General features: G+C 37.5%; 24 protein-coding genes. 6 read left to right on the forward strand and 18 right to left on the reverse strand.

What is annotated here, in order from left to right; genetic code table 11:
* Window positions 1-68: 68 nt before the first annotated feature.
* Complete coding sequence (gene porG, locus BUB91_RS11760; RefSeq protein ID WP_073099431.1) at window positions 69-800, forward strand: type IX secretion system protein PorG; 732 nt, start codon at window positions 69-71, stop codon at window positions 798-800.
* 57 nt (window positions 801-857) lie between these two features.
* On the forward strand, window positions 858-2,690 hold the full coding sequence (locus tag BUB91_RS11765; protein ID WP_073099432.1) for an ABC transporter ATP-binding protein: 1,833 nt from the start codon (window positions 858-860) through the stop codon (window positions 2,688-2,690).
* Window positions 2,691-2,715: 25 nt separating this feature from the next.
* On the opposite strand, the gene BUB91_RS11770 is transcribed toward BUB91_RS11765, so the two are convergent.
* The 9 genes from BUB91_RS11770 to BUB91_RS11800 all read right to left on the reverse strand — a co-directional run bounded on the left by BUB91_RS11770 (window position 2,716) and on the right by BUB91_RS11800 (window position 9,904).
* Window positions 2,716-3,474, reverse strand: coding sequence for an SDR family oxidoreductase (locus BUB91_RS11770; RefSeq protein WP_073099433.1), 759 nt, complete (start codon window positions 3,472-3,474; stop codon window positions 2,716-2,718).
* Window positions 3,475-3,662: 188 nt separating this feature from the next.
* A complete protein-coding gene (locus BUB91_RS11775) occupies window positions 3,663-4,517 on the reverse strand; it encodes an aldo/keto reductase (RefSeq protein ID WP_073099434.1) in 855 nt (284 codons plus the stop codon).
* Window positions 4,518-4,662: 145 nt separating this feature from the next.
* Complete coding sequence (locus BUB91_RS21050; protein ID WP_164916932.1) at window positions 4,663-4,800, reverse strand: hypothetical protein; 138 nt, start codon at window positions 4,798-4,800, stop codon at window positions 4,663-4,665.
* Window positions 4,801-4,833: 33 nt separating this feature from the next.
* Complete coding sequence (locus BUB91_RS20790) at window positions 4,834-4,992, reverse strand: lmo0937 family membrane protein (protein WP_128759385.1); 159 nt, start codon at window positions 4,990-4,992, stop codon at window positions 4,834-4,836.
* 85 nt (window positions 4,993-5,077) lie between these two features.
* Window positions 5,078-6,613: a cryptochrome/photolyase family protein gene (locus BUB91_RS11780; RefSeq protein ID WP_073099632.1), complete on the reverse strand. Its 1,536-nt coding sequence runs from the start codon at window positions 6,611-6,613 to the stop codon at window positions 5,078-5,080.
* 10 nt (window positions 6,614-6,623) lie between these two features.
* A complete protein-coding gene (locus BUB91_RS11785) occupies window positions 6,624-7,919 on the reverse strand; it encodes a DASH family cryptochrome (RefSeq protein ID WP_073099435.1) in 1,296 nt (431 codons plus the stop codon).
* Window positions 7,920-8,063 (reverse strand): DUF2256 domain-containing protein, encoded by a 144-nt coding sequence (locus BUB91_RS11790; protein WP_073099436.1) that lies wholly within the window; start codon window positions 8,061-8,063, stop codon window positions 7,920-7,922.
* Window positions 8,053-8,700: a flavin reductase family protein gene (locus tag BUB91_RS11795; protein ID WP_073099437.1), complete on the reverse strand. Its 648-nt coding sequence runs from the start codon at window positions 8,698-8,700 to the stop codon at window positions 8,053-8,055. The genes BUB91_RS11790 and BUB91_RS11795 overlap by 11 nt, the downstream gene beginning before the upstream one ends.
* Window positions 8,701-8,791: 91 nt before the next feature.
* Window positions 8,792-9,904, reverse strand: coding sequence for an alkene reductase (locus BUB91_RS11800; RefSeq protein ID WP_073099438.1), 1,113 nt, complete (start codon window positions 9,902-9,904; stop codon window positions 8,792-8,794).
* 133 nt (window positions 9,905-10,037) lie between these two features.
* Between BUB91_RS11800 and BUB91_RS11805 the strand changes: the two genes are divergently transcribed.
* Window positions 10,038-10,832, forward strand: coding sequence for a class I SAM-dependent methyltransferase (locus BUB91_RS11805; RefSeq protein WP_073099439.1), 795 nt, complete (start codon window positions 10,038-10,040; stop codon window positions 10,830-10,832).
* On the opposite strand, the gene BUB91_RS11810 is transcribed toward BUB91_RS11805, so the two are convergent.
* From BUB91_RS11810 to BUB91_RS11825, 4 genes are all read right to left on the reverse strand, one after another.
* Window positions 10,829-11,263, reverse strand: coding sequence for a DUF4174 domain-containing protein (locus BUB91_RS11810; protein WP_073099440.1), 435 nt, complete (start codon window positions 11,261-11,263; stop codon window positions 10,829-10,831). The genes BUB91_RS11805 and BUB91_RS11810 overlap by 4 nt on opposite strands.
* Window positions 11,263-11,883, reverse strand: a complete 621-nt coding sequence (gene msrA, locus BUB91_RS11815) for a peptide-methionine (S)-S-oxide reductase MsrA (RefSeq protein WP_241652658.1) — start codon at window positions 11,881-11,883, stop codon at window positions 11,263-11,265. The genes BUB91_RS11810 and msrA overlap by 1 nt, the downstream gene beginning before the upstream one ends.
* 176 nt (window positions 11,884-12,059) lie before the next feature.
* Complete coding sequence (locus BUB91_RS11820; RefSeq protein WP_073099442.1) at window positions 12,060-12,839, reverse strand: zinc ribbon domain-containing protein; 780 nt, start codon at window positions 12,837-12,839, stop codon at window positions 12,060-12,062.
* A gap of 1 nt (window position 12,840) precedes the next feature.
* A complete protein-coding gene (locus BUB91_RS11825) occupies window positions 12,841-13,935 on the reverse strand; it encodes a Nif3-like dinuclear metal center hexameric protein (RefSeq protein ID WP_073099443.1) in 1,095 nt (364 codons plus the stop codon).
* Window positions 13,936-14,211: 276 nt separating this feature from the next.
* Between BUB91_RS11825 and lpxK the strand changes: the two genes are divergently transcribed.
* Window positions 14,212-15,225, forward strand: a complete 1,014-nt coding sequence (lpxK, locus tag BUB91_RS11830) for a tetraacyldisaccharide 4'-kinase (protein ID WP_073099444.1) — start codon at window positions 14,212-14,214, stop codon at window positions 15,223-15,225.
* Here lpxK and BUB91_RS11835 read toward each other — a convergent pair.
* The 3 genes from BUB91_RS11835 to lipA are packed head-to-tail and all read right to left on the reverse strand — an operon-like array spanning window position 15,222 to window position 19,379.
* Complete coding sequence (locus BUB91_RS11835) at window positions 15,222-17,444, reverse strand: tetratricopeptide repeat-containing hybrid sensor histidine kinase/response regulator (protein WP_241652659.1); 2,223 nt, start codon at window positions 17,442-17,444, stop codon at window positions 15,222-15,224. The genes lpxK and BUB91_RS11835 overlap by 4 nt on opposite strands.
* Window positions 17,445-17,499: 55 nt before the next feature.
* Entirely contained in the window at window positions 17,500-18,495 is a 996-nt protein-coding gene (gap, locus tag BUB91_RS11840) for a type I glyceraldehyde-3-phosphate dehydrogenase (RefSeq protein WP_073099446.1), read from the reverse strand.
* Window positions 18,496-18,506: 11 nt separating this feature from the next.
* The gene (gene lipA / locus BUB91_RS11845; RefSeq protein ID WP_073099633.1) at window positions 18,507-19,379 is read right to left on the reverse strand and encodes a lipoyl synthase; all 873 of its coding nucleotides are present in this window, start codon (window positions 19,377-19,379) and stop codon (window positions 18,507-18,509) included.
* Between the two features lie 365 nt (window positions 19,380-19,744).
* Here lipA and BUB91_RS11850 point away from each other — a divergent pair, with 365 nt between their 5' ends.
* Both BUB91_RS11850 and BUB91_RS11855 read left to right on the forward strand, forming a co-directional pair.
* Window positions 19,745-19,945, forward strand: a complete 201-nt coding sequence (locus BUB91_RS11850; RefSeq protein WP_241652660.1) for a DUF1328 domain-containing protein — start codon at window positions 19,745-19,747, stop codon at window positions 19,943-19,945.
* 106 nt (window positions 19,946-20,051) lie between these two features.
* Window positions 20,052-21,446 (forward strand): alpha/beta hydrolase family protein, encoded by a 1,395-nt coding sequence (locus tag BUB91_RS11855; RefSeq protein WP_128759386.1) that lies wholly within the window; start codon window positions 20,052-20,054, stop codon window positions 21,444-21,446.
* Here BUB91_RS11855 and BUB91_RS11860 read toward each other — a convergent pair.
* Window positions 21,436-22,644 carry an MDR family MFS transporter gene (locus tag BUB91_RS11860; protein ID WP_073099449.1) on the reverse strand — a complete coding sequence of 403 codons (1,209 nt, stop codon included), beginning with the start codon at window positions 22,642-22,644 and terminating at the stop codon, window positions 21,436-21,438. The genes BUB91_RS11855 and BUB91_RS11860 overlap by 11 nt on opposite strands.
* 223 nt (window positions 22,645-22,867) lie before the next feature.
* On the reverse strand, window positions 22,868-23,923 hold the full coding sequence (locus tag BUB91_RS11865) for an SRPBCC family protein (RefSeq protein WP_073099450.1): 1,056 nt from the start codon (window positions 23,921-23,923) through the stop codon (window positions 22,868-22,870).
* Window positions 23,924-23,946 lie beyond the last annotated feature (23 nt).

A 23,946-nucleotide genomic window follows, 5' to 3' on the forward strand; every position in this document is an offset into this window, starting at 1 on the left:
GTTTTATAAATTTATAATAAACTCAAATCTTATTGTAAGCCCAGTACGCTCACTTTAAAACTCTACTGATGAAAGCCAATGTATTCGTAATTTTAATAGCTATTCTTGCTGTAAACACGTTAAAAGCACAAAAGAAAACTTATGATCTCGGTCTTTATTTAGGGGGTGTAAATTATTATGGGGAAATAGGGGAAAAGAAATTTGTGTCGCCTAATAGAGCAACTCTGGGTTTGATAGGTAAGATGAATTTTAATGAAAAGCTGAGTCTCAGAGGGACTATAACTTTCTTTACGCTTTATGATAACGACCGTGATGCAGCTGATGGTTACCGTGGTACTGGTCGCAATAACTCTTTATATTATTCTTTTGAAAATAAAAGTATCGAAGCTTCTGTAGGTATTGAGTATGTACCGTTTTCACTTTTAAAGAATGCCCGGAATCCAATTGATTTCTATGTACACGCTGGTTTAGGGACTGTTTATAATGACGAATTGTATTACCCGCTCTCTGCTGGTTTTGAAGATGTATTAGCAGAAAAATACGGAACCAGAACCCGAATGGTGATTCCTTTTGGGATAGGTTTCAAAACTTTTGTTGGGAGTAATTTTATGGTAGGCATAGAACTTTCTCCGCGTTATACGGTAACAGATAATCTGGACGGAAGTCATCCTGAAGATGCACGACTGGAGCCCAATCAATTACCAGATTTTTCTAATAATGACTGGTACAGCTTCGTGGGTCTTACGTTGACTTACAGGCTGGGTAAAGGTAATGACGCATTTTGTGACTGTACATTATAGTAGAATTTTACAGGTGATTTAGAATATCCCCAAAGCGCTTCGCTGTATCTTTGCACAATGCCAAGAAGTTTAGAAAGTATTTCAGATACTAAAAAAACAAACGTACGCGCCTCTTTTCAGGCGTTGCGTTTTATCCCTCGTTTTTTTAAAGAAATATGGAGTGTTAGTCCGTTGCTGTTTACCATTAATCTGATTTGCAGGCTGATTAATGCGTTTTCGCCGGTGGTTATTTTGTGGGTAGGAAAACTTATAATTGATGAGGTAATAGCCCAAGTAGCAGCTCCGCAGGCAGCCTATGGTCAGTTATGGAATTACGTCTTAATCGAATTTGCTATCACTGTTTTTGCTGATATTATAAACCGAATTATTGCAATTACAGACGGTCTTCTGGGTGATAAATACAACATCATTTCTTCAGAAACGATGATTCGTAAGACCAGTAAGATAGATATGAGTCAGCTTGAAGACTCAGAGTTTTACGATAAACTAGAGCGTGCCCGTCAACAAACTCAGGGGCGTGTTGGTTTGATGAGTATGTCTCTGGCACAAGGACAAAGTTTAATTTCTATAGGAACCTTAATAGCAGGTTTGATTTACTTTCAGCCACTGCTGATCGTATTATTGGCCTTGAGTATCATACCGCTTTTTATCAATGAGATCCGCTTCAGTGGGCAGCAATATTCGCTGTCTCGCAGTTGGACAACAGAGCGTCGGGAGCTCGATTACCTGAGGTATATAGGTGCAAATGACAAAACCGCTAAAGAGATCAAACTCTTTGGTCTTACAGACTTTATAGCCAAGCGCTTTAAAACTTTAAGTGAGCGGTATTATCACATCAATAAAAAGTTGACTGTTAAACGCAGTATTTACAGTGCTATTTTTAATGTTTTGGGTGTGATTTGTTATTATGCGGCTTATCTGGTGATAATTAAAAGTGTTTTAGATGGTGCAATCACTGTGGGTGAACTGACTTTTTTATCTGCTTCTTTTAACCGTTTGCGAAACAGTTTACAGACCTTTTTTACCAGTTTTACCAGAATTACGCAAAGTGCGTTATACCTTAAGGATTATTTTGATTTTATAGATCTGGAAATACCTGATGAAAACCGGGAATTTCTGCCACTTCCGGAAGTTATTCATACCGGTTTTGAGTTGAAAGATGTTCATTTTGCTTATCCCGGGAGCGAGCATGAAGTTTTAAAAGGTGTGAGTTTTACCTTGAAAGCCGGAGAAAAAATGGCTTTTGTAGGTCAGAATGGAGCGGGTAAAACCACCTTGATTAAACTGATGCTTCGGTTTTATGAACCTACTCAGGGAGCTATTTTACTGGATGGAATCAATATAAATGAGTACAACAAAGCTGATTTTCAGAAGATGTTTGGTGTTATTTTTCAAGATTTTTTCAGGTATGAGTTTACGCTGCGCGAAAATATTGCTGTAGGTGATATTGCTGCGGTACAAGATGATAAGCGTATTACGGATGCAGCGCAGTTGAGTTTGGCTAATGAGGTGATTGGTGACTTGCAGGAAGGCTATGAGACCCAACTGGGGAAGCGCTTTAAAAACGGACAGGAACTTTCTGGCGGACAATGGCAAAAAGTGGCTTTGGCTCGTGCCTATATGAAAGATGCAATGGTGATGGTTTTAGACGAACCTACATCTGCATTGGATGCTAAGGCGGAGTATGAGGTGTTTGAACGCTTTATAGATTTAACCAAAGGAAAAACCAGCATCATCATCTCGCACCGCTTCAGTACGGTGCGTATGGCAGACCGTATTCTGGTGCTTAAAGCCGGTAAAATACTCGAATTAGGTACACACAATGAATTGATGCAGACTCCTAAATTATATGCTGAACTTTTTGACCTGCAGGCGCAAGGTTATAAATAGTTCAAAATTGAAGTTTTAAAATAAGTCACAGCGCATTAGCACTTAGCCCTCCGTCTACAACCAGATTTTGACCGGTTATGTAAGAAGCTTTATCCATTGCTAAAAACGCAATAGTGCTCGCTAATTCTTCAGGCTGTGCAAAACGTTTAAGTGGCGTGCGCTCGATGATTTTAGCATAGCGCTCTTCCTGCTCTATAATTGGTTTTACGAGTGGCGTTTCGGTATACCAGGGAGAAACTGCGTTTACTCGTATATTTTTTTCAGCCCACTCAGAAGCTAAACTACGGGTTTGTTGTAAGAGTCCGGCTTTTGCCATCGCATAAGGAGCGCCGCTTTTTACATCCTGACTTGCAGCAACAGAAGCCACATTGATAACGGAAGCTTTACCAGATCTTTTTAGTAAAGCGAAAAATTTACGGGTCAATTCAAAAGGAGCAATAAGATTAGTACCCAGAATTTTTTGATACTCTTCCGGCTCATAGAGCACCGCTTCTTTACGAATGTTTGTCCCGGCATTGTTTACGAGAATATCTAAAGAACCGGTACGTTGAAAAACAAAATCAGTTAAATTATCTTGATCATCTTCAGAAGTCACATCACCTGCCATTCCAGAAGCTATGTAGCCTGCTTCAGCTAATTCTTGCTGAAATTCTGCAACAGCATTACCGTTACGAGCCGTGAAGATTACTTTGGCTCCCAATTTTGCAAATTCTAAAACTGTGGCTCGACCTATTCCTTTAGTCCCTCCTGTAATTAATGCTGTTTTTCCTTCTAAATTCCACATAACTTAAAAATCAATTTGCCGGCAAAACTACAAAGACTCTTTAGGCTACGGGAAGCTTTTAAGCTGAAATTATTCGATAATTGAGATTAAAAGCACTGATACGTGTCCTAAAAAACTTTTATAAAACATAAAACCCGCAGAGAAGCGGGTTTTAATTTATCTATATCTAAAAATAGGATAGATGATTTTTAAAAGTCAAAATTATCAGGATCAGGACCTATGCGTTCATGTTTGTCCAATTTATTTATGGTCTGCATATCTTCGTCACTCAGCTCAAAATCAAACACTTTAGCATTGCTGATGATGTGATCTTGTGATGTAGATTTTGGTATCGTCACCACTCCATTTTGAAGGTCCCATCGCAATATAATATGTGCTGGAGATTTATCATACTTTTCGCCCAATTTTTTGAGAGTCTCATTTTTGAAAGCTTTACCCTGCATAAGCGGAGACCAAGCTTGGTATTGAATATTATGCGTCGCACAAAAATCTTGCAAATCTTTTTGGACTAACCACGGGTGAAATTCTAATTGATCTACCATCGGATTGATTTCGGCATCTTGCATTAAATCCTTAAGTTGGTGTTCTAAAAAATTACTTACTCCAATCGCTTTAATCTTTCCGTCTTTGTAGCGTTTTTCCATCGCTCTCCACGTGTCTTTATATTTCCCTTCTACGGGCCAGTGGATGAGGTATAAATCGAGGTAGTCAGTATCTAAACGTTTCAGGGTGTTGTCAAAAGCTTTCAACGTGCTTTCATAACCTTGGTCGCTATTCCATAATTTACTGGTTAAGAATAGTTCTTCTCTAGAAATTCCACTTTCTTTGATTCCTTTTCCTACACCTTCTTCATTGTCGTACGCTTTTGCAGTGTCTATATGTCTATAACCGGCTTCAAGCGCCCATTTTACAGCATTGATAACTTCTTCACCATCTTCTGCCTTCCAGACACCTAATCCTAAGTAAGGCATTTCATGTCCGTTGGCAAGTTTCCAAGTTCCTTGAAGGTTTGTTATTGGTTTATTTAAAATTGTCGTGCTCATAGCATTTGTTTTATTTTAAAAGTAAGCATCAATGAGGGATTTAAAAAAAGCTTTAACCCTTGTTAACGTTGACTTGTTAACGTGTAGACAATAAAAAAGCCGTACTTGAATAAGTACGACTTTCAGATTGTAAATGCGGTAGTAATTAATCTACAGCATCTTCTGCAGCGTCACCAATGTCATCTGCTGCGTCTTCAATTTTATCTCCGGTAGATTCGCGACAACTTTGTAAAGTTGTACCCATTACTCCGGCTAGAAATAAAAATAAAAAAATACGTTTCATAATTAAATGTTTAAGGTTAGTAATCTTTGGTTGTTATAGTCGGCGACCTGTGGCCAATTTATAGAGAATTGCAATTACGGCAAGTACAAGCAGGATGTGAATTAAACTTCCTACAGACTCAGCGAAGCCAAAATACCCCACGAGCCAGCCAATTAATAGAATCACTACAATAAGCCAAATAATATCTCTCATAATAATAATGATATTGGTTAGTGATTTAAATGTAGTAAGATAGTCAGCAACTTGAATTTCGATTAACAGTGAATTAACGCAGTAATTAAAAGTTTTGTGGATTCTTTATGATTTCTTGAGCGCGATCTACAAGTTCTTGCAAGTCATCAGGATCTTTTTTGTCGAGAAGACTCATCATCATATTCATACGCTGGTTATTCTTAAAGTGTTCTCGCTTTTCAAACAAGAAATTCCAATATAAACTGTTGAAAGGGCACGCATTATCACCAGTTTTTTTAGAAGCAGTGTACTCGCAAGACTTACAATAATTGCTCATTTTATTGATGTAGCTTCCGCTGGAAACGTAGGGTTTTGTAGCTACAAGTCCACCATCAGCAAACTGACTCATGCCGCGAGTGTTTGTAATTTCAACCCATTCTATCGCATCAATATAAATACCCAAGTACCACTCGTCAACTTCATCAGGATGTGTTTGCGTAAGTAACGCATAATTCCCGGTAATCATCAACCGTTGAATGTGGTGCGCGTACGCGTGATTCAGACTTTGTTTAATTGCGTGATGCAAGCAGTTCATTTTTGTTTCTGCCGTCCAGTAAAAATCAGGTAGCTTATTGTGGTTTTCTAATGTATTGGTAGTTCGGTATTCCGGCATTTTCATCCAGTAGATTCCGCGCATATATTCTCGCCATCCCAGTATTTGACGCACAAAACCTTCAATCTGACTGATGTCTATTTGATTTCTATTTTCACGCCAATAGTCAATTACCTTTTCAATGACTTCCAACGGATGCAACATTTTACTGTTCATCGCAAAACTCAATCTACTGTGAAATAAATAAACCTGATCAGGGTCCATCGCGTCTTGATAATCGCCAAAATGAACTAACAGATTTTCACAGAAATAGTTGAGTACACTCAAAGAGTCTGCACGCGAAGTAGGCCAGTTGAATGAAGTTTCATCAACCATCCCTATCGTTTTTATACCTGCCTCATTAATGCATTTTAGCGTTTGCGAAACATCTTTTCTAAATCCGCGCTCGTGAGGAATCTCTGGTTTACCACTCCATTTTTTACGATTGCTTTGGTCAAAGTTCCACTTACCACCTTCAGGATCTTTGTCGGTTAGCATCATCATGTTGTATTTCTTGCGCATATCGCGGTAGAAATATTCCATGGTAAACGTTTTCTTTCCTTTAAAAAAGTCTTCCAGATCGGTTCGGCTGGTTAGGAAATGCTGCGTGTCATAAGCTTCTGTATCAAGTGTTACTGTATCGCAAAATTGTTTGAGTTGTTGATCTAAGCGGTATTCATCAGGGAGCTGATATTCAAATTTCTCAACTTGATGGGCTTTGATTAATTGATTCAGGTTTTTAGATAATTCCTGTTTATTATCAGGGTGGTTTAAATCATAATAAATAACAAAGTGGCCCCGCTCTTCTAACCAGTCTGCAAAGTTGCGCATAGCTTCAAAAAAACCGATTACCTTCTGAATATGCTGCACCACATAATCCGTTTCCTGACGCATTTCTGCCATAAAATAAATCACATCTTTGTCATTCTCATCAAACCAAGAGTGTTTATGATTGAGTTGATCGCCAAGAATTAAACGGAGCTTTTTCACAAATAGTTTTTTAATCAAACAAAGACTTTTGAAGCCAGGTTCTGCGGTATTTCCCATCACCATCGTAGCGCTCTGCCTGACTTTTTATATTGAATTTTCGATCCCGAGGATCATTCCCCACACCACTATTATACATCCAATTGCCGTAATTGCTGTGTACATCATAATCTATGAGCATACTCTCAAAATAGGCAGCGCCAATGCGCCAATCTTGTTGCATTTCTTTAGACCAAAAGCTCGCAACATTTTGTCTGCCGCGGTTGCTCATCCATCCGGTAGCTGCGATTTCTTGCATATTCGCATTTACAAAATCATATTTGGTAGTACCGCTTATCCAGGCATCACGGGTTTCTTTACCCTGATTCCAGTCGTATTTTTTGTCAAGAATTCCTCCTAAGTAAAAGATTTTATCACCGTGTTTTAGGGAAATATATTTAAAGTAATCACGCCAGAAAAGTTCAAAAATCAACCAATAGGTACTTTCGTTTTTCACTTGATTTTTTTCAAATTCTTTTACCAACCAATAGACCGTACGGGGAGATAAACTCCCGTTTGCGAGCCAAGCCGAAAGTTTAGAGCTGTAGTCGTTGCCCAGAAGTCCGTTACGAGTTTTTTTATAAACCTGTAGTTTTTTAGTTTCCCAGAAATAAGATCGAATTCTAAGCAATGCTTGATTTTCTCCTCCTTTAAAAGGAAATGCTGAACGATTATCTCGCTTAAAATCTTTAAGTCGTAGATCGGTAAGTGTTGGGATTGTAGTCTGTGTATCTAGAAGATTTTCTTCGGAAAGTTTTCTGGGTTTTACCAGACCTCTAATGCTTGCTTGTTTCTCACATTTTTTACGCCACTGCGTAAAAACCTGTGGAATATCTGCAAAACGATCATACGGAAGATCTTCAGGATGAATTAGGAATTGATCAAAAGTCTCTATGAATTCAGTCCCCGGCTTTGAATGTTTTTTGATAGAATCTGAAACTTTTCTCTCTTCATACGTCCATTCTTTTTGAAGAAATACTTTATTGATATTGTAATCGCTTATAAGTTGTGGGAGTATTTCTTCCGGCTGTTTGCAAAACACAAAAAGCGGAATGTTGAATTCCGCAAGGTTATTTTTTAATTCTTGTATGGTTTCAATTAGAAATTGCGCTCTAAATCGCTCAGTTTTTTTAAATCCAAAACGGTCTTTTTTAAATTGCTTGGGGTCAAAGCAGTATACTGCGACTACGCTTTCAGCATCTGTTAATGCCCGATTTAAGCTATGATTATCTTGTGTTCTCAGATCATTTCTAAACCAAACTAAATTCATTTATAGAGTCTTTTTATTACGCCGGCAACGTTCGCTACAGTATTTTACATCTTGCCAATTCTTTTCCCATTTCTTGCGCCAGGAAAAAGGCTTGCCGCATGTTACACATATTTTTTCAGGAAGATTTACTTTTTTATGAGCCAAGATCTCTAAATGAATGTATAGCCTCATCGGGTTTTGCATACGTAAAACGATTCAAAATTTGTGGTAAAGCATAGCCGTCAAGACCGTCAATACAAACCGTCTGAGCACGCTCAAGATTGAGCCAGCCATCTTCAGCCTGAATGTGGTCATCAACATATATATGTTTGATCTTACCTATTATAAAATGACAATCATTTTCTTTGATAAAATATTCATTAACAAATTCGCACCCCATTTTTATACGGCTTTGTTTTACATAAGGAGCTTTAAAATCGTCTAAAAATTCTTTAGAAAGTAACGTTTTATCAAATTCTGAAACGTTTCCTTCGTATTTAGCTGAAGTTTTATGCGCTTCTTTAATAAAATTTTGATTCACGTGGTTTACCGTAAAAACACCAGATTTAAGCAAGTTGTCATAAGTATTGCGCTCAACAGAAGTAGGGCGTAATACAAAACCCAATAGGGGAGGATTGCTGCCTAAATGCGTTACAGAACTAAAAATAGCCACATTGCTAATGCCGTCTTCAGAGACCGTGCCTAACAAATTTGCAGATTTAAATCCCGTGCAGCTGTTGATAAAGTGCGCGCGATATCTTGAGGGCAATTCTTCTATTTCCTTATCAGTATAATGTCTCATAAAAAAGGGTAAGTATAAACTTACCCTCAATTTATTGCTTGTTTAATCAGTAGGCTGTTAAGATTAAACAAAATAACAAAATTTTAGCCTATTAAGCTTCTTGCTTTTCTTCCTGATAGGTAGGGTAATCGGTGTATCCCTTTTCTCCTTGAGAATAAAACGTATCCTCGTCCCATTCTGCTGTAGGAGCGTTAATAGCAAAGCGTTCTGCAAGATCTGGATTGGAGATGTATAACTTTCCGAAAGCTACAAGATCAGCATCACCAGCTTCAATAACAGCATTAGCGGTCTCTTGAGTAAATCCGGTGTTGATCATCAAATTACCCTTGTATTTAGGGCGGTATCTTTTTGCGATTTCAGTTTCGAGAAAATCAATTTCGCTCACATCGGTAAATGGTTCTGAAAGGTGTAAGTACGCCAAATCATAATTATTAAGACGCTCGATAATATGGTCAAAAGTAGGTATGGTTTCTTCTGTAGCTTGAATCCCAAAGACATCATTTAAGGATGGATTTAGACGAATTCCAATTTTGTTTTCAGGGATTACTTCTTTCACCTTATCTAAGGTTTCAAAGAAAAAGCGAACACGGTTTTCAATACTTCCACCATACTCATCTGTACGCACATTAGCATTTTTATTAAAAAACTGATGAAATAAATATCCATTAGAACTGTGGATTTCTACGCCATCAAAACCTGCTTCAACTGCATTTTTTGTAGCGTTTACAAATTCTTGCTGAGTTTCTTCAATCTCTTGAAGTGTCATTGCTTTAGGTTCTACAGTTTCTTTAAAGCCTTTTGTTGTAAATGATTTTGAGTTCGGATTTACCGCACTTGGTGCTAATGGCTTTTTCCCGTTATGAAAATCAGGATGCGACATACGCCCCACGTGCCACAGTTGTATAAATATTTTTCCGTTTTCTTTGTGAACCGCATCAACTACTTTTTTCCAGCCTTCAACTTGAGCTTTAGAGTGAATACCCGCGGTGTGAATATATCCCACTGCACGCTTAGAAACCTGTGAGCCTTCAGTAATAATCAGTCCGGCTCCGGCACGCTGAGTATAATATGCTACATGCATTTCAGTAGGAGCATTTTCAGAATTTTCGGCACGGCTTCTGGTCATAGGAGCCATAACGAGACGATTTTTTAATGTGATATCTCCTAGCTTAAAGGATTGCAATAATGCCTGATTGGTTTTCATAATAGTTTTCTTTTTCAATTTTTATAAAACTAGACATCAAAATATAGACTATGCTTGATGTAAGTTAAGATTCCTTATTTTGTCTTTGAAAATACTTCAGCCTAACGCAATTAGGTGTTAAACGTTTGGTAAAATGGGATTATACGAATATTTTGAAACGAATAAACAGGCCTGGAATCAAAAGGTTCAACCGCATCTTACGAGTGATTTCTACAATGTGGAAGCCTTTAAAAAAGGAGAAAGCAGTCTAAATGCTTATGAACTGAATGCCCTGCCTGATGTTGAGGGGAAATCCTTATTGCATTTGCAATGTCACTTTGGTCAAGATACTTTGAGTTGGAGCAGGAGAGGAGCCCTATGTACCGGTATTGATAGTTCTGATGTGGCTATTGAAACCGCAAAGAAGTTAAATACAGAACTGAATCTCAACGCTCAATTTATTTGCGGAAATGTTTTAGATACTGCAGAATTGGTCACTCAGACATATGACATTGTTTTTACAAGTTATGGAGTATTGGGATGGTTGCCAGATCTGAAACCTTGGGCTAAAATGATTAAAACCTGTTTGAAACCCGGAGGCATATTTTATATTGTAGAATTTCATCCGATAGTATGGATGTGGGACTATCAGAAAAATCCGCCTGAAATGAGATACGGTTATATGCAAGACGAACTTATATATGAGGAAAATACCGGAACGTATGCTGATAAAGATGCAGCTATAACTACAAAAGAGTATACTTGGAATCACGGTTTGGGAGCTGTGGTTTCAGCGTTAGCTGAAGCAGGTTTGAGGATTGAGTATTTAAAGGAAAACGATGCATCTCCTTATAATATCTTACCAAATCTGCAAAAGACTGAAACGGGTTATGAATTGCAAAACAAATTATATCCCTTAATTTTCGAATTGAAAGCAACAGCGCCTTAATCGTCTAAATTTTCACGCATTTCACGTTGCCTCATCGGCATTTGATCTATTGTTTCATAAATAAACTGAGGCTCAACTGTAAATTGTTTTTGAAGTTTTACCAGGCCATCTTTCCCTATCAAGGTTACTCCATTAAAAGTTTGTGGAATCTGATATTTTTTGCGAAGTGGAGCGATGTGATAGTGATGAATCGCCTTTAATTCTTTGTCGTAAATGCGTCCTTTTGCTAAAACAAAAAGGACGATGTTACGATCCTCTAATTTTTTATGAGAACTTTTAAATGCCTCCCACTGGGCACTAAACGTCTCGCTCTCTAGATTCCCGGTTGAAAATACGAGAATACGGTTACGCCATTTGTATTTTGAAAAATCTTCTTGAGCGGTTGAAGATAGGGCAAATAAAAACAGAGCTAAATTAGTGATGGTTCTCATTAGTGGGCGTTGTCTTTTAAAAGTTCTGGGAATTGTTTTTTAAATCTATTGAGTCTGGGGATTGATACTCCTTGTATATAAGGATCTTTTGGATTGTTTCGCTCATAATTCTGATGGTAACCTTCCGCTTGCCAGAATTTTTGAAATGGTAAAACCTGCGTTACAATTTGATCATCATAAACTGTTTCATTGAGTTCAGCTATAATATCTTCTATAATTTTTTTCTGATCGCTATTTTGATAAAAAGCGATAGAACGATATTGGCGACCGCGATCCGGACCTTGTCGGTTTAGTGTTGTTGGATCCTGAGAGCCAAAAAATACCAAAACCAAATTTCGAAAGCTAATGACTTTAGGATCGTAAAATACCGCTACAGCTTCAGCATGATTGGTTTTACCATAACTGACTTGTTTGTACGTCGGGTTTTTTATGGTGCCTCCAGAATAACCGCTTACGGCTTCTTTAACGCCTTTTACGCTTTCAAACACAGCTTCTACACACCAGAAGCAACCACTGGCAAAATAAGCCCTTTCGTACCCATCAACAGCTTCAGTTTGCACGGGGTCTAACTGAGCCATTTTTTGATCTTCAGCAGAAGGGCCGGTATTTTTACAACTCATGGTTGTAAAAAAAGTAAGTATAAGTAGGGAGCACAGTCTCATAAAGTTGAGTTTAATACTAAATATAGAAGAATCAATTATGCAGCCTTGCTAATACCCTGTTAAACTCTAAAAATGTGTCATAAAAAAAGCTCCGTTAAAACAGAGCTTTTAAATATCGAAAAAAAAAGATTTTCTTAGATCTTAGAGAAAATCGATTCCATTTTTTGTTGTTCTTCTTTAGCCAATTCTTCATCAACTAAAATACGACCACTGTGCTCATCTGTGATGATCTTTTTACGACCAGCAATCTCGACCTGAATCTGTGGTGGGATTGTGAAGAAAGAACCTCCGGAAGCTCCACGTTCTATAGCAACAACAGCAAGACCGTTACGCACGTTAGAACGAATACGCTTATATGCTTTAACAAGACGCTCGTCAATTTGATCTTCATAGCTTTCACCTTTTGCAAGAAGCGCTTGTTCTTCTTTTTCAGTTTCAGCTAAGATCTCGTCAAGTTCTTCTTTTTTGTGCTTTAAGTGCTTCTTACGCTCTTCAACACGTTCTTTGGTAGTATCGATTACTTCGTTTTTCTGCTCTATTTGAGCACGAAATTCTCTGATGTTCTTTTCAGCAAGTTGAATTTCTAATTCCTGAAATTCGATTTCTTTACTTAGTGAGTTGTATTCTCTGTTGTTACGCACATTTTTTTGCTGCTCAGTATATTTCTTGATAGCGGCTTTTGCGTCTTCAATAAGAATTTTCTTAGCTTTTATTTGATCGTCGATCAAGCTAAGCTCACCTCCTAATTTTTCAAGTCGGGTATTTAATCCTGCAACTTCATCTTCAAGATCTTCTACTTCTAAAGGAAGCTCACCACGCACGTTGCGTATGGTATCAACACGAGAGTGTATCAGCTGCAAATCATATAATGCTCTGAGTTTCTCTTCTACAGTTGCTTCGGTCTTTTTTGCCATATTATAAATACTTAATAGGATTGGTGTTTTCGTCTGATAAAACGACTGCAAAATTAGTAAATTTTTTCGTAAGAAAGTCGGTCAAAATATTTTTTGTGAATTGCTCGCTCTCATAGTGACCAATATCTGCAAGAATCAGTTGACGTTCAGCTTGATAAAACTGATGGTATTTAAGGTCTGCCGTAATAAAAGCATCGGCACCTGCTTTAAGTGCGGCGTTAATCGCAAAACTTCCGCTTCCGCCTAAAACAGCAACTTTTTTAATAGGTTTATTGCAAAATGGAGAATGCCTAATTCCTTCAGCGTTAAAAGCTTTCTTAACCATTTTAAGGAATGCTACTTCTTCAAGTGGAGTCGTTAATGCTCCAATCATTCCCATACCAATGTTTTGATTCTGATTGTCAAGGGTTGTAATCTCATAAGCGACTTCTTCATAAGAATGGGTATTGAAAAGTGCTTTTAAAACGGCCGATTCTAGTCGAGCTTCAAAAGTAATATTGAGCTGAACTTCTTTTTCTATTTGTAATTCCAGGCGATTGCCAATTGTAGGGTTGCTGTCTTCATTGCCCATAAAAGTTCCTTTGCCTTTAGTGCTAAAACTGCATTGCTCATAATTACCTATGTTTCCTGCGCCTGCTTTAAATAGAGACTCTCTTACAGCGATGACTTCGTTTTTAGGAACATAAGTGGTCAGCTTCTTTATAACGCCTTTACGTGGGATTAAAACCTTTCTATTCTCTAGCTTTAATGCATCGCACATACCTTTGCTTACACCGTGCGGCATATTGTCTAAAGCAGTGTGAATAGCATAAATCGCGATATCGTTCTTAATCGCTTTTAGAATGACCCGCTCCACATAATTTTTACCCGTAATTTTTTTAAGTCCGCTAAAAATAATGGGATGAAAACTTACGATAAGGTTGCAGTTATTTGCAATCGCTTCATCAACTGTATTTTCTAGCGTGTCAAGCGCTACCAAAACACCGGTAACTTCCGTGTTTTTGTTGCCTAGAAGTAAGCCTACGTTATCAAAATCTTCTGCATAAGTCAATGGTGCAAATTCTTCAAGTGCCGAAGCAATATCGTTAACTGTCATAAACCAATTAGTTTTAAAGTTGCAAAGTTAAATAAAGCGCAAAGGGAAACTAGCTTGTTTTGATAAGTTAATATTTTATTGGCGCCGCCAAAGGGTTTAATAGCCCATGGCTTGTCTCAAAATTGAAAATTTGTTTCTAACGAATGCTTTGTGGGCTTGCCCCGAGGTAGTCTTCTTATAAGGCAAAGCCGAAAGTAATCTGTGTCGATGATTTGGTTCAAAAACTGAAATTTATCAGTATGGATCTTTAGTCTAAAAAATTATACCTTCGGTGCTGTGAAACAATTGCGTAAAATTCTCTGGCCATTTTCTGTTCCGTATGACGGTGTCACACGCCTGCGTAATTATTTTTTTGATACGAATATTTTTGATTCTCAGGAATATGACTTCCCACTAATAGGAATAGGAAATCTTTCTGTAGGAGGAACCGGAAAATCTCCAATGACTGAGTATGTTTTGAAGCTATTAAAAGATACGCATAAACTTGCGACTTTAAGCAGAGGTTACGGAAGAAGCACCAAAGGATATTATGATGTAAAACCAGATTCTTTAGCTTCTGAAGTGGGAGATGAACCGCTGCAATTTGCCCGAAAGTTTAAAGATGTTCAAGTGGCAGTTTGTGAAAGTAGGGTGGAGGGTGTGTCGATTTTACGTAAGAAAAGCATTCAGCCTGAGGTGGTTGTTTTGGACGACGTTTTTCAACATAGAAAGGTGTCACCCGGATTGTTGATCATGCTTACGGCTTATAATGATCTTTTTTATAAAGACCTGATTTTACCTGCCGGAAACTTGCGCGAATCGAGGGGCGGTGCAGAGCGGGCAGATATTATCGTAGTTACTAAATGCCCTGAAAATTTAAGCGTTGATCAGCAAAAGCAGATTGAACAGAAAATTAAAACGTATTCTGATGCTCCGGTGTTTTTTGCGGCGATAGCGTATGGTTCTTTACAAGGAGAATCAGGAGCGGTAACATTTAATTCATTAATTAAAGAAGAGGTAGCTGTTGTTACCGGAATAGCAAAACCCAAACCATTTTTAGATTATTTGAACCAGAAAGGGGTGAGGTATAAACATTTTGAATTCGGTGATCATCATAATTTTGCGGATGCTGAATTAGCAGATCTTGATCGTCAGAAAATCATAATCACTACCGAAAAAGATTATGTGCGTCTCCGTGGGAAATTGAAAAAGGCAGCATTATATTATATTCCAATTTGTTTTAAGCTGCTCAATAAGCAAACTGATTTTGATAACCGAATCAAAGGCTTTGTGAAGTCTAAAGAGGCTTAAAGAATGACGTTTTTACGCTTAAGAGCGTTGTGTATCTTGAAGAAGAACTCTTCAACCTTATACGGTTTTGGGATAATGTCATTGAAACCGGCCAGATAAAAATCATCTATATTTTCATCAATAGTAACCGCTGTTAGCGCGAGAATGGGCACATCTTTATTGAATTCTCTAATCTTTTGAGTCGCTTCAATACCGCTTATTCCCGGCATGTGAATATCCATTAGTACCAAATCAAAATTATCAAAACGAACTTTTTCTATTGCGATCTCCCCATTGTCTGCTACTTCGCATTCCATCTCGTTTTTCTCAAGAATTTTACGTGTAATCATCTGGTTGATCTTGTTGTCTTCAACGACCAAGAGTTTTCTGCCTTTTAAGGCTTCGTAATCAATTTCGTACACGCGTTCTTCGGGTTCGTTATTTTTAGATTTTGCCAATCCGTATTTAATATCAAAAAAGAATTTAGAGCCCTTTCCTAAGGTGCTTTCCAGTTCAATATTACTTTTCTGTAGCGTAAGAAGACGTTTAACAATAGACAATCCCAGGCCGGTACCCCCAAATTTTCTATTGATTTGTACAGAGCCTTGAGTAAAATTCTGAAAGATGTCTTTTTGTTTCTTTTTACTGATTCCTTCACCGGTATCTTCAACTTCAAAATGCAGGTAGGTTTGGGTTTCGTTGTGACTTAATTGTTTGATTCTTATGAATATATCGCCGTCGCGTGTAAACTTATTTCCGTTCCCGATGAGGTTTATAAGAATTTGAGAAATCATTAGCGGATCTCCAATGATCTGCTCGGGTATTTCATTATCGTATTCCAGATTCAGTTTATTGCCTTTTTCTTGCGCAGAGCGTTCTAAGGCAAAAAGTACATCATCTACTCGCTTGCGCAGGTTGAAGGTAGCCTGTTCGACTTCAACCTTATCAGCCTCAAGTTTATTGAGGTCCAAAATATTGTTAATGAGTGAGAGTAAATATTCTCCGGAAAATTTAAGAGAGTCGAGGTGTTTCTTTTGCTCTTCAGTAGGATTTTCACTCAGTAATAAGTGTGTAAGTCCGGTAACGGCATACATAGGAGTACGTAGTTCGTGCGTGATGGTAGACAAAAATTGAGCTTTTACAATGGAAGCCTTTTCAGCATTTTCTTTAGCAATTACAAGCTCAGCATTTTTAGCTTGAAGTAGCTCATTTGCTTTTGCTCTAAGATTGTTGTTTTTATAAAGCGAAAGCGCTAATAAACACAGAATGGTAAAAAGCGCAATGATAAGAACTGTTGTTATCTTGTTGGCTTGCACGCGTTTGCCGGGATCAAAATCTTCAGGATTTATACTTGAAAGTAACGCGTTTTTAATCGCAGTTTCTCTGACTTCAGAGTTGAGGTCACCAAAATAGGTTTGTTTTTTTTGATTGTAAAGAGCCAGGTTAACATATGCTTTTTCATAATCCTGAATCTTATTGTAAATCTTGCTAAGAAGAGCAAGCGCATCCACTTCAATTTGTGGAAAGTTTTTGCTAAGACTTATATCGTATGCTCGGTTTGCAAACTCTAAGCTTTTTGTAAACTGGTTGAGGTTATAATTTACCCGACCTTCCTGCAGGTTTACCCGACCTAGTAAATAGTGATTTTTAACCTTTACTTTCTGAAGAATAGAAAGCGCTTCTTGATATTTAAGTAATGCTTCCTGATTGTTTTTTAGCTCCTGTAAAATGTTTCCTTCATAGAGGTATGCTGTTGCGAGTAGGGTTCTAGAGTCGTCATCCCGCGAATTGGAAAATATAAGTTCTGCATTTTCTAGAAAGGGTAGTGCTTTTGCGCTATTTCCTGTTTTTATGAGAATCTGACTATAAATTAAATAGTCTTGACCAAGGTTGTTGAGATCCTGAAGTTCTTGATGAAGTTTTATTGCGTTAAGAATGTAGTTTGCTGCAAATTCGGTTTCACCACGTTCAAAATAGATCTTTCCCAGAAGTTGGTTACTAATAGCGACACTACTGCTGTTTTTTGATTTTTTAGATAAAGATTCAGCTTCTTTAAATTTAACAACCGCTTCATCAAAGTTTGCCTGATCCATTGCCATAGCACCCTTTAAGAGCAATGAATCAATTTTTATATTTTGCGCATTTTCAGTGCTGCTTGATTTCTGACTGAAACCAAGGACTGAGAAAAAAAGCAAAAAAGCGACAAGTAGTTTTCTGTCGAGCGGCATTATTGTTTTCATTGAGTTACTAATATAGCCACTTTGCAGAAATAACGGTAAAAAACTGTTGAAATATTTAAGATAATTTTAGAATAAGATCAATAAGTCTTGATGCGTATCCGGTCTCATTATCATACCATCCTATGAGTTTCACCAAGTTACCTATCACCGAAGTCATCTGACCATCAACGATACACGAGTGTTCATTTCCTATAATATCTATAGAGACTAAAGGAACAGTGGTGTATTGAAGAATTCCTTTTAAAGATCCTTCTGCAGCTTTTCGAAATGCATTGTTGATTTCTTCAATTGTGGTTTCTCGTTCTACGTTGAGTGTTACGTCTGTCAGGGAGCCGTTAGCAACCGGTACGCGTATGCCACAACCTCCTATAACATCACCGAGATCTGGAAATATTTTAGTCAAGGCTTTTGCTGCTCCTGTTGTTGTAGGTATGATAGATTGACCTGCAGCCCGAGCTCTTCTTAAATCAGGATGCGGTTGATCGTGCAAGCTTTGGTCGGTCGTATACGAATGTACTGTAGTTATGTAAGCTTGTTTGATTCCACAGAGATCTTTGACGACTTTAATCATTGGAGCTGCATTGTTTGTAGTGCAACTTGCATTAGAAATAATTTGCTCATCACCGGTTATCAAATTCTCATTAACACCAAGAACAATAGTTTTAATGCTGTCATCTGCAGGCGGAACACTCAAAATAACTTTAGGTGCACCTGCAGTTAGATGCCCTTTTAGAGAATCATAGGTCTTAAATTTCCCAGTAGCTTCTACTACAAAATCTAACTTGTGGTCACTCCACGGAATATTTTGAGGTTCGTTTTGTTGATATAATTTTATACGACTATTGTTTACAGTTAAAAAGCCTTCGATAAAATTTATATCAGCATTGAAAATACCGTGAATGCTGTCGTATTTTAGAAGATGGGCAAGTGTAGCGCCATCTGCTTTGTCGTTAACGGCTACAACTTCAATAGCCGGATGCTCATTCAAAAGACGAAAAAGTCTTCTGCCTATGCGTCCAAAACCGTTTATACCGATTTTGATTTTAGCCATTTAATTAAGTGCTAGTTGATGTGTCTCTGAGCCTTGTATGAAGAACGTACCAGCGCGCTACTCTCAACGTGACGGAAGCCCATTTCTAAACCTAAGACTTCATATTTTTTAAACTGATCCGGTGTGATAAACTGCTTAACTTCTAAGTGTTTTTTAGAAGGTTGTAAATATTGACCAATGGTTACAACATCTACATCAGCGTCTCTCAAGTCACGCATAGTTTGAAGAACTTCTTCTTCAGTTTCCCCAAGACCTAACATAATTCCAGATTTTGTTCTTCTGATGCCTTGTTGTTTCAAGTATTTTAAAACACCTAAACTGCGTTCATATTGTGCTTGAATACGCACTTCGCGTGTAAGACGTTTAACGGTTTCCATATTATGAGAAACCACTTCAGGAGAAACCTCAACGATGCGGTCTATATTGCGTTCATTTCCTTGAAAATCTGGAATAAGCGTTTCAAGTGTAGTTTCAGGATTCATACGTCTGATGGCCTTTACCGTTTCAGCCCACATAATAGAACCCATATCTTTAAGATCATCACGATCTACCGACGTAACTACAGCGTGCTTTATACCCATTAATTTAATAGAACGCGCCACTTTCTCAGGTTCTTCCCAATCCAGAGTATCCGGTCTTCCGGTTTTTACTCCACAAAAACCACAAGAACGGGTGCAAACATTTCCCAGAATCATAAATGTAGCCGTACCCTCACTCCAGCATTCTCCCATATTTGGGCAACTTCCTGAAGTACAAATAGTATGTAAGTCGTACTTATCTACGAGACTTCTTAATTCAGTATACTTTTTTCCTGTGGGTAATTTGACCCGTAACCATTTTGGTTTTGGGGTGCGAACAGGAGCTATAGTGGTTTCGGTATTCATTCCAATTTTTTTGCGGTGTAAAGATACAAACTGTATGGCAAATAGCATCTGTAATCTAAACGAGTAAACGTGTTCTTTAATTGAGTCGTAAGAGCTTGAAAAGCTTACTCGATAATCGAGATTTAAACCTGCCTACCAAAGGTTGGTGCTGCGAAGTTTACCTCGAAGTCAAAGGTTGTTTCCTTCTAATCCGTTGCGGACCTGCCTTTGTCAGACTGATAGGCTTGATACAAGCTTGGTTGCTTTCTGAAGCTGTTAACATATTTATGTTGTTATCGTTAAAAATATAGTAATTAGGATTTTATTGGGATAAAGCACTTGATTATCAGCATAATTTTACACCAGTTAATAATTAAAAATACACGATGATGAAACGATTTACGCTTCCTTTTTTGATACTAGCAGTTGTAGCAGGAATATATGGTTTTGGAGGTTTTGATCTTTGGGCAACCGAAGCAGCACGCATTGTATTTCTTATAGCTGCAGACCTTTTTGTAGTTTCATTGTTTGCTAACTTCTTATTTAAGAAAAATCCTAAACAAGTTGCTCAACGCGTAGAATCCTAAAAATTTATACGCTTTCACCCTTATATTTAAAACTGCTTTAATACAAAGCAGTTTTTTTATTGCCTAAATTGTAGCACAATTATTGTTGTATTTTTTATAAAGACCTATGCGAAAAGTTTTATTCTTTGTTTTATTGCTTACTTCTTCAATGGTATTATGCCAAGAAACTTTACTTAGAGGATTAGTCACAGAAACTAAAGTGGCGAGCGATACGCTTGATATTTCCTATTCGATTTTTTTACCAAAAAGTTACGAGATAGACAAACCGGCAAAGGTTTTGTTTGTTTTTGATCCAGAAGGAGAGGGCACCCGCGCAGCACGTCTTTTTGCATCAAGTATAGATGGTCAGAACTTTGTGATTGCTGCTAATAATAAACCTTTATTTAACGATATAGATAGTCTTGATGTTAATGCAAATACGGCTGTGCAGATTATGCGGGATGTTTTTTTGAAAGTGGCTATAAATAAAAATGAGGTCTATATGGCTGGATTAAAAAGTGGGGCTCAGGTAGCAAGTGCTGTTTCTTACATAATTACCGGTTCTACAAACTTACTTCTTATAGACGATGTGTTTTATGCCAATCAGTATTTACAGCGTTCTAAAAGAAATAGGGTTATGGGGGTCATAGGTGAAGGTTCAGCAAATTACTATCAGATGGCAGACTATTTTAGTATGATGCGCACTTTTGATAGTGATAATACTTTATATGAATACAGCAATACTAATGTTTGGCCTAGTGCGGCTTTTTTGGGAACACTAATCAATAGGCTTTCGCATCTCAATTTAGAACGCCTTAATATAGAAGTATCTGACACAACCTGGCAAAAACAGGCTAAGTTTGATTTAAATACCGTAGAAAATTTAATTGCACAAGAAGAATACCTTACCGCTTATGATCTGGTAACTGATTTAAAAAGTGATTATAGGGGAAATGTAGATTTAGATCCTATAAGAGATGTGCAGCGTTCATTAAGACGTTCAGATAGCTATACGTTAGCAAAGCGTAAACGTAAAGGAGGTAAACTTGAAGAGACGCTTTTATTAGATGATATCTCCTACTTTTTAGAGGAAGATATAGCACTGGCTAATTTCGATAATCTAGGATATTGGGATAGTAGAATAAATGATTTTAAATTAGCGGCTAAAGATTCGCTGAAACCTAAAGAGCAAAACGTCGCAAAACGTATGCTTGGTTACATAGACTATACGTTAAAAGACTTTCTTACTTTAAATAGGGTTGGTCTTATAGATCAGCGTATTTTTTCTAATGTGCTTATCACTATGCTACAGCCCGACGACTACCAGTCTTATATAGACATTATAAATCTTTCAGCTCAAGATGAAGATTACAATACGGCTTATTTTTATCTGGAAGAATTACTAAAGCAAGGGTATACTTCTTACGATACACTTTATGAAATACCCAATACCGAGTTGCTAAAAATAAAGCCGGTTTACAACGAACTTATAAAAAACTATTTAGGTAAGTCTAAATTTTAAGTTTCAGACTTTTCTTTTTTACATAGAGTAGCAATAGAATTCCTGCTAAACTTATTGCTGCCATAACCAGCCAGGTTTTGTTATAACCAAATGCATTAACGAGTTGCATCCCGCTGTTATGACCAAAGATATGAGCCAGTGAAAATGACATGCTGTACAATCCCATATAAGCACCTTGTCTTCCTAGTTTAGCCCGGCGTAGCGCAAAAGCATTTCCAAAAGGAAAAGCAATCATTTCACCCAGCGTAACAACAATCATCCCGATTACTAAAAAGCCATTCCAGCCCATCAGGTAGAAAAATCCAAAACTCAATCCTGTAAGTATAAAGCCGCTAATAACATTAGCTATTTGATTCCATCCTTTACGCTCCATAAAAGCGATGAGTGGCATTTCAAAAACAAAAATCAATAAACCGTTAAGCCCTAATAAAAGCCCGATTTGAGATTCGGTTAAAAAACGAACTTCTTTATAGAATACAGGTACCGTTGAGAAATACTGCACAAAAACAACTCCAAAGAGGGCTAAAGCAATTAGAAAAAGCATGTAAAGTTGGTCTTTATACGGTGATAACGGATTTTCGATACGTTCTTCTTGATCGGTTACTTTTGCTTTCTTTGGATTTAGCGTTTGTATTAAAAGAATTCCGGCTAAAATGCACGTGATTCCATCTGCCCAAAAAAGACCATAATAACCGATGCTGGCTATGATAATTCCGCCTAAAGCAGGACCTGCAGAAAATCCCAGATTTATTGCTAAGCGGATTAAAGTTAGTGAACGGGTCTTGTTTTCTGGTTTGCTGTAAGCGCTTAGGGCTACAAAAAAAGCAGGTCTAGACATATCTGCAACGGCAATCAATGCAAAAAAGCCTAAGCATACCGCCCAGAAACTACTTATAAATTGAAGTCCTAAAAACCCGATGCCAGTAGCAAGCAGACTTATTAAAATAGTTTTGTAATATCCTAACTTATCTGAAAGTATACCGCCTAGCCAAGAACCGAACAAAGAACCAAAGCCAAAACAGGTCATAACCCAACCTACATTGCTCAAGCTAAAACCCAAATCATCTCTTAGATATAGTGATAAAAAAGGAATTACCATAGCGCCGGCTCTGTTGACTAAGGTAATTAAGGCAAGCCACCAGACTTCTCTTGATAATCCTTTAAAAGTATCTAGGTAGGTATGTACTAGTTTTTTCATTGATGTATAAGCATAAAAAAAAGTCTGGCGATTTACCAGACTTTTTGCGTTTTTAAAAATAAAGACTCTTACGAGTTATAACACAACAAGTCGGGTGGGGTCTTATAGACCTTCAGCGAGCGATATGATGTATTACTGATTTTCATTGTATTTCTTTCTTAGGTTAAAACTACTATAAAACTTTTGAAGCGAGCTTTTAGTTATTTAAAAAGTTTAAAATAATTTAAAGATTTTCGAGATTCATCTGTTCTACGTGTACGGGTAAGTATAATTCTGTAACCCATTCTGCAGGATTGGGATTATCTTTAGGGCCTACCACATAGATTTCAAAAGGATTGCTGTTTTCTGCCGGTTGATAATTGTTTGAGGCCATATATGCTTCGGCTTTTTTCCAGGCAGCTTCCAGATTTTTTAAATCTCCGGTGAGTGTGGTTTTTACAGCTGTATATGAAGGCATAAATCCACATAAAATAGAACTGTCTTCCGGTACAACGATACGTGAGGTTGTGGGTATTCCGCTAGAAATAATCGCACTATTATTAGCTTTGTCTTTAGAATTGTAAATACTCAAAGGTTTTCCTGAAATGCTAATGTTATTACCTTCCATAAAGCGTTTAACCTGTGGAATTAGTTCTTTTACTTTATTTTCTGCAGATTCAAGAGATGTTGAGGTAGTAGTATACATATAAAACCCACCGCTATATTGCGTGATTTTTACATCGCTTATCGAGAAAACTTCCATATCCTCAATAACATTTATTGATAGGTTGTTTAAACCTTTATCGTACATCGTCTGCATTTCGGCATCAAAGTCAAAGCTGGTCAAGGTAAAATAGGCTTTATCCATTAATGGGTGTTCACCGCGCATTCCCCAAGTAACTTTTGTTCCTCCTTCAACTTCTTCAAACTGCCAGTATACATTTGCGGTGCGCTCGCCAGCGGGAGTAATAAACGTTATATCCTGCTCAATGCGCTGGTTAGGGATTACAGCTGTGGTGCGCATAGAGCCGTCAGCTTCTTTACCATCCCAGGCGTAACTTGCGCCTTCGCCACTTGTATTTTCGGGATAATTAAAAATCATAGTAGGGTCTTCTTCTTTCCAGGGACCCCATTGTTCCCAAGTTTTATATTCATTAACCTTATCAAAAACTAAGCTCACCGGAGCTTTTATAACTTTTGATTCTTCAACTTCATAACTTCCATCTTTAGTCGCGAAATAAATGGCGCCTGCTATAAAAACGATTAGCAAAAGGAAGAATAGGTATTTTAATATTTTCATTTAAGAACAGCTTTAACTGCTAA

The organism is Leeuwenhoekiella marinoflava DSM 3653, from assembly GCF_900129005.1.
In the GTDB taxonomy this organism is placed as follows: domain Bacteria; phylum Bacteroidota; class Bacteroidia; order Flavobacteriales; family Flavobacteriaceae; genus Leeuwenhoekiella; species Leeuwenhoekiella marinoflava.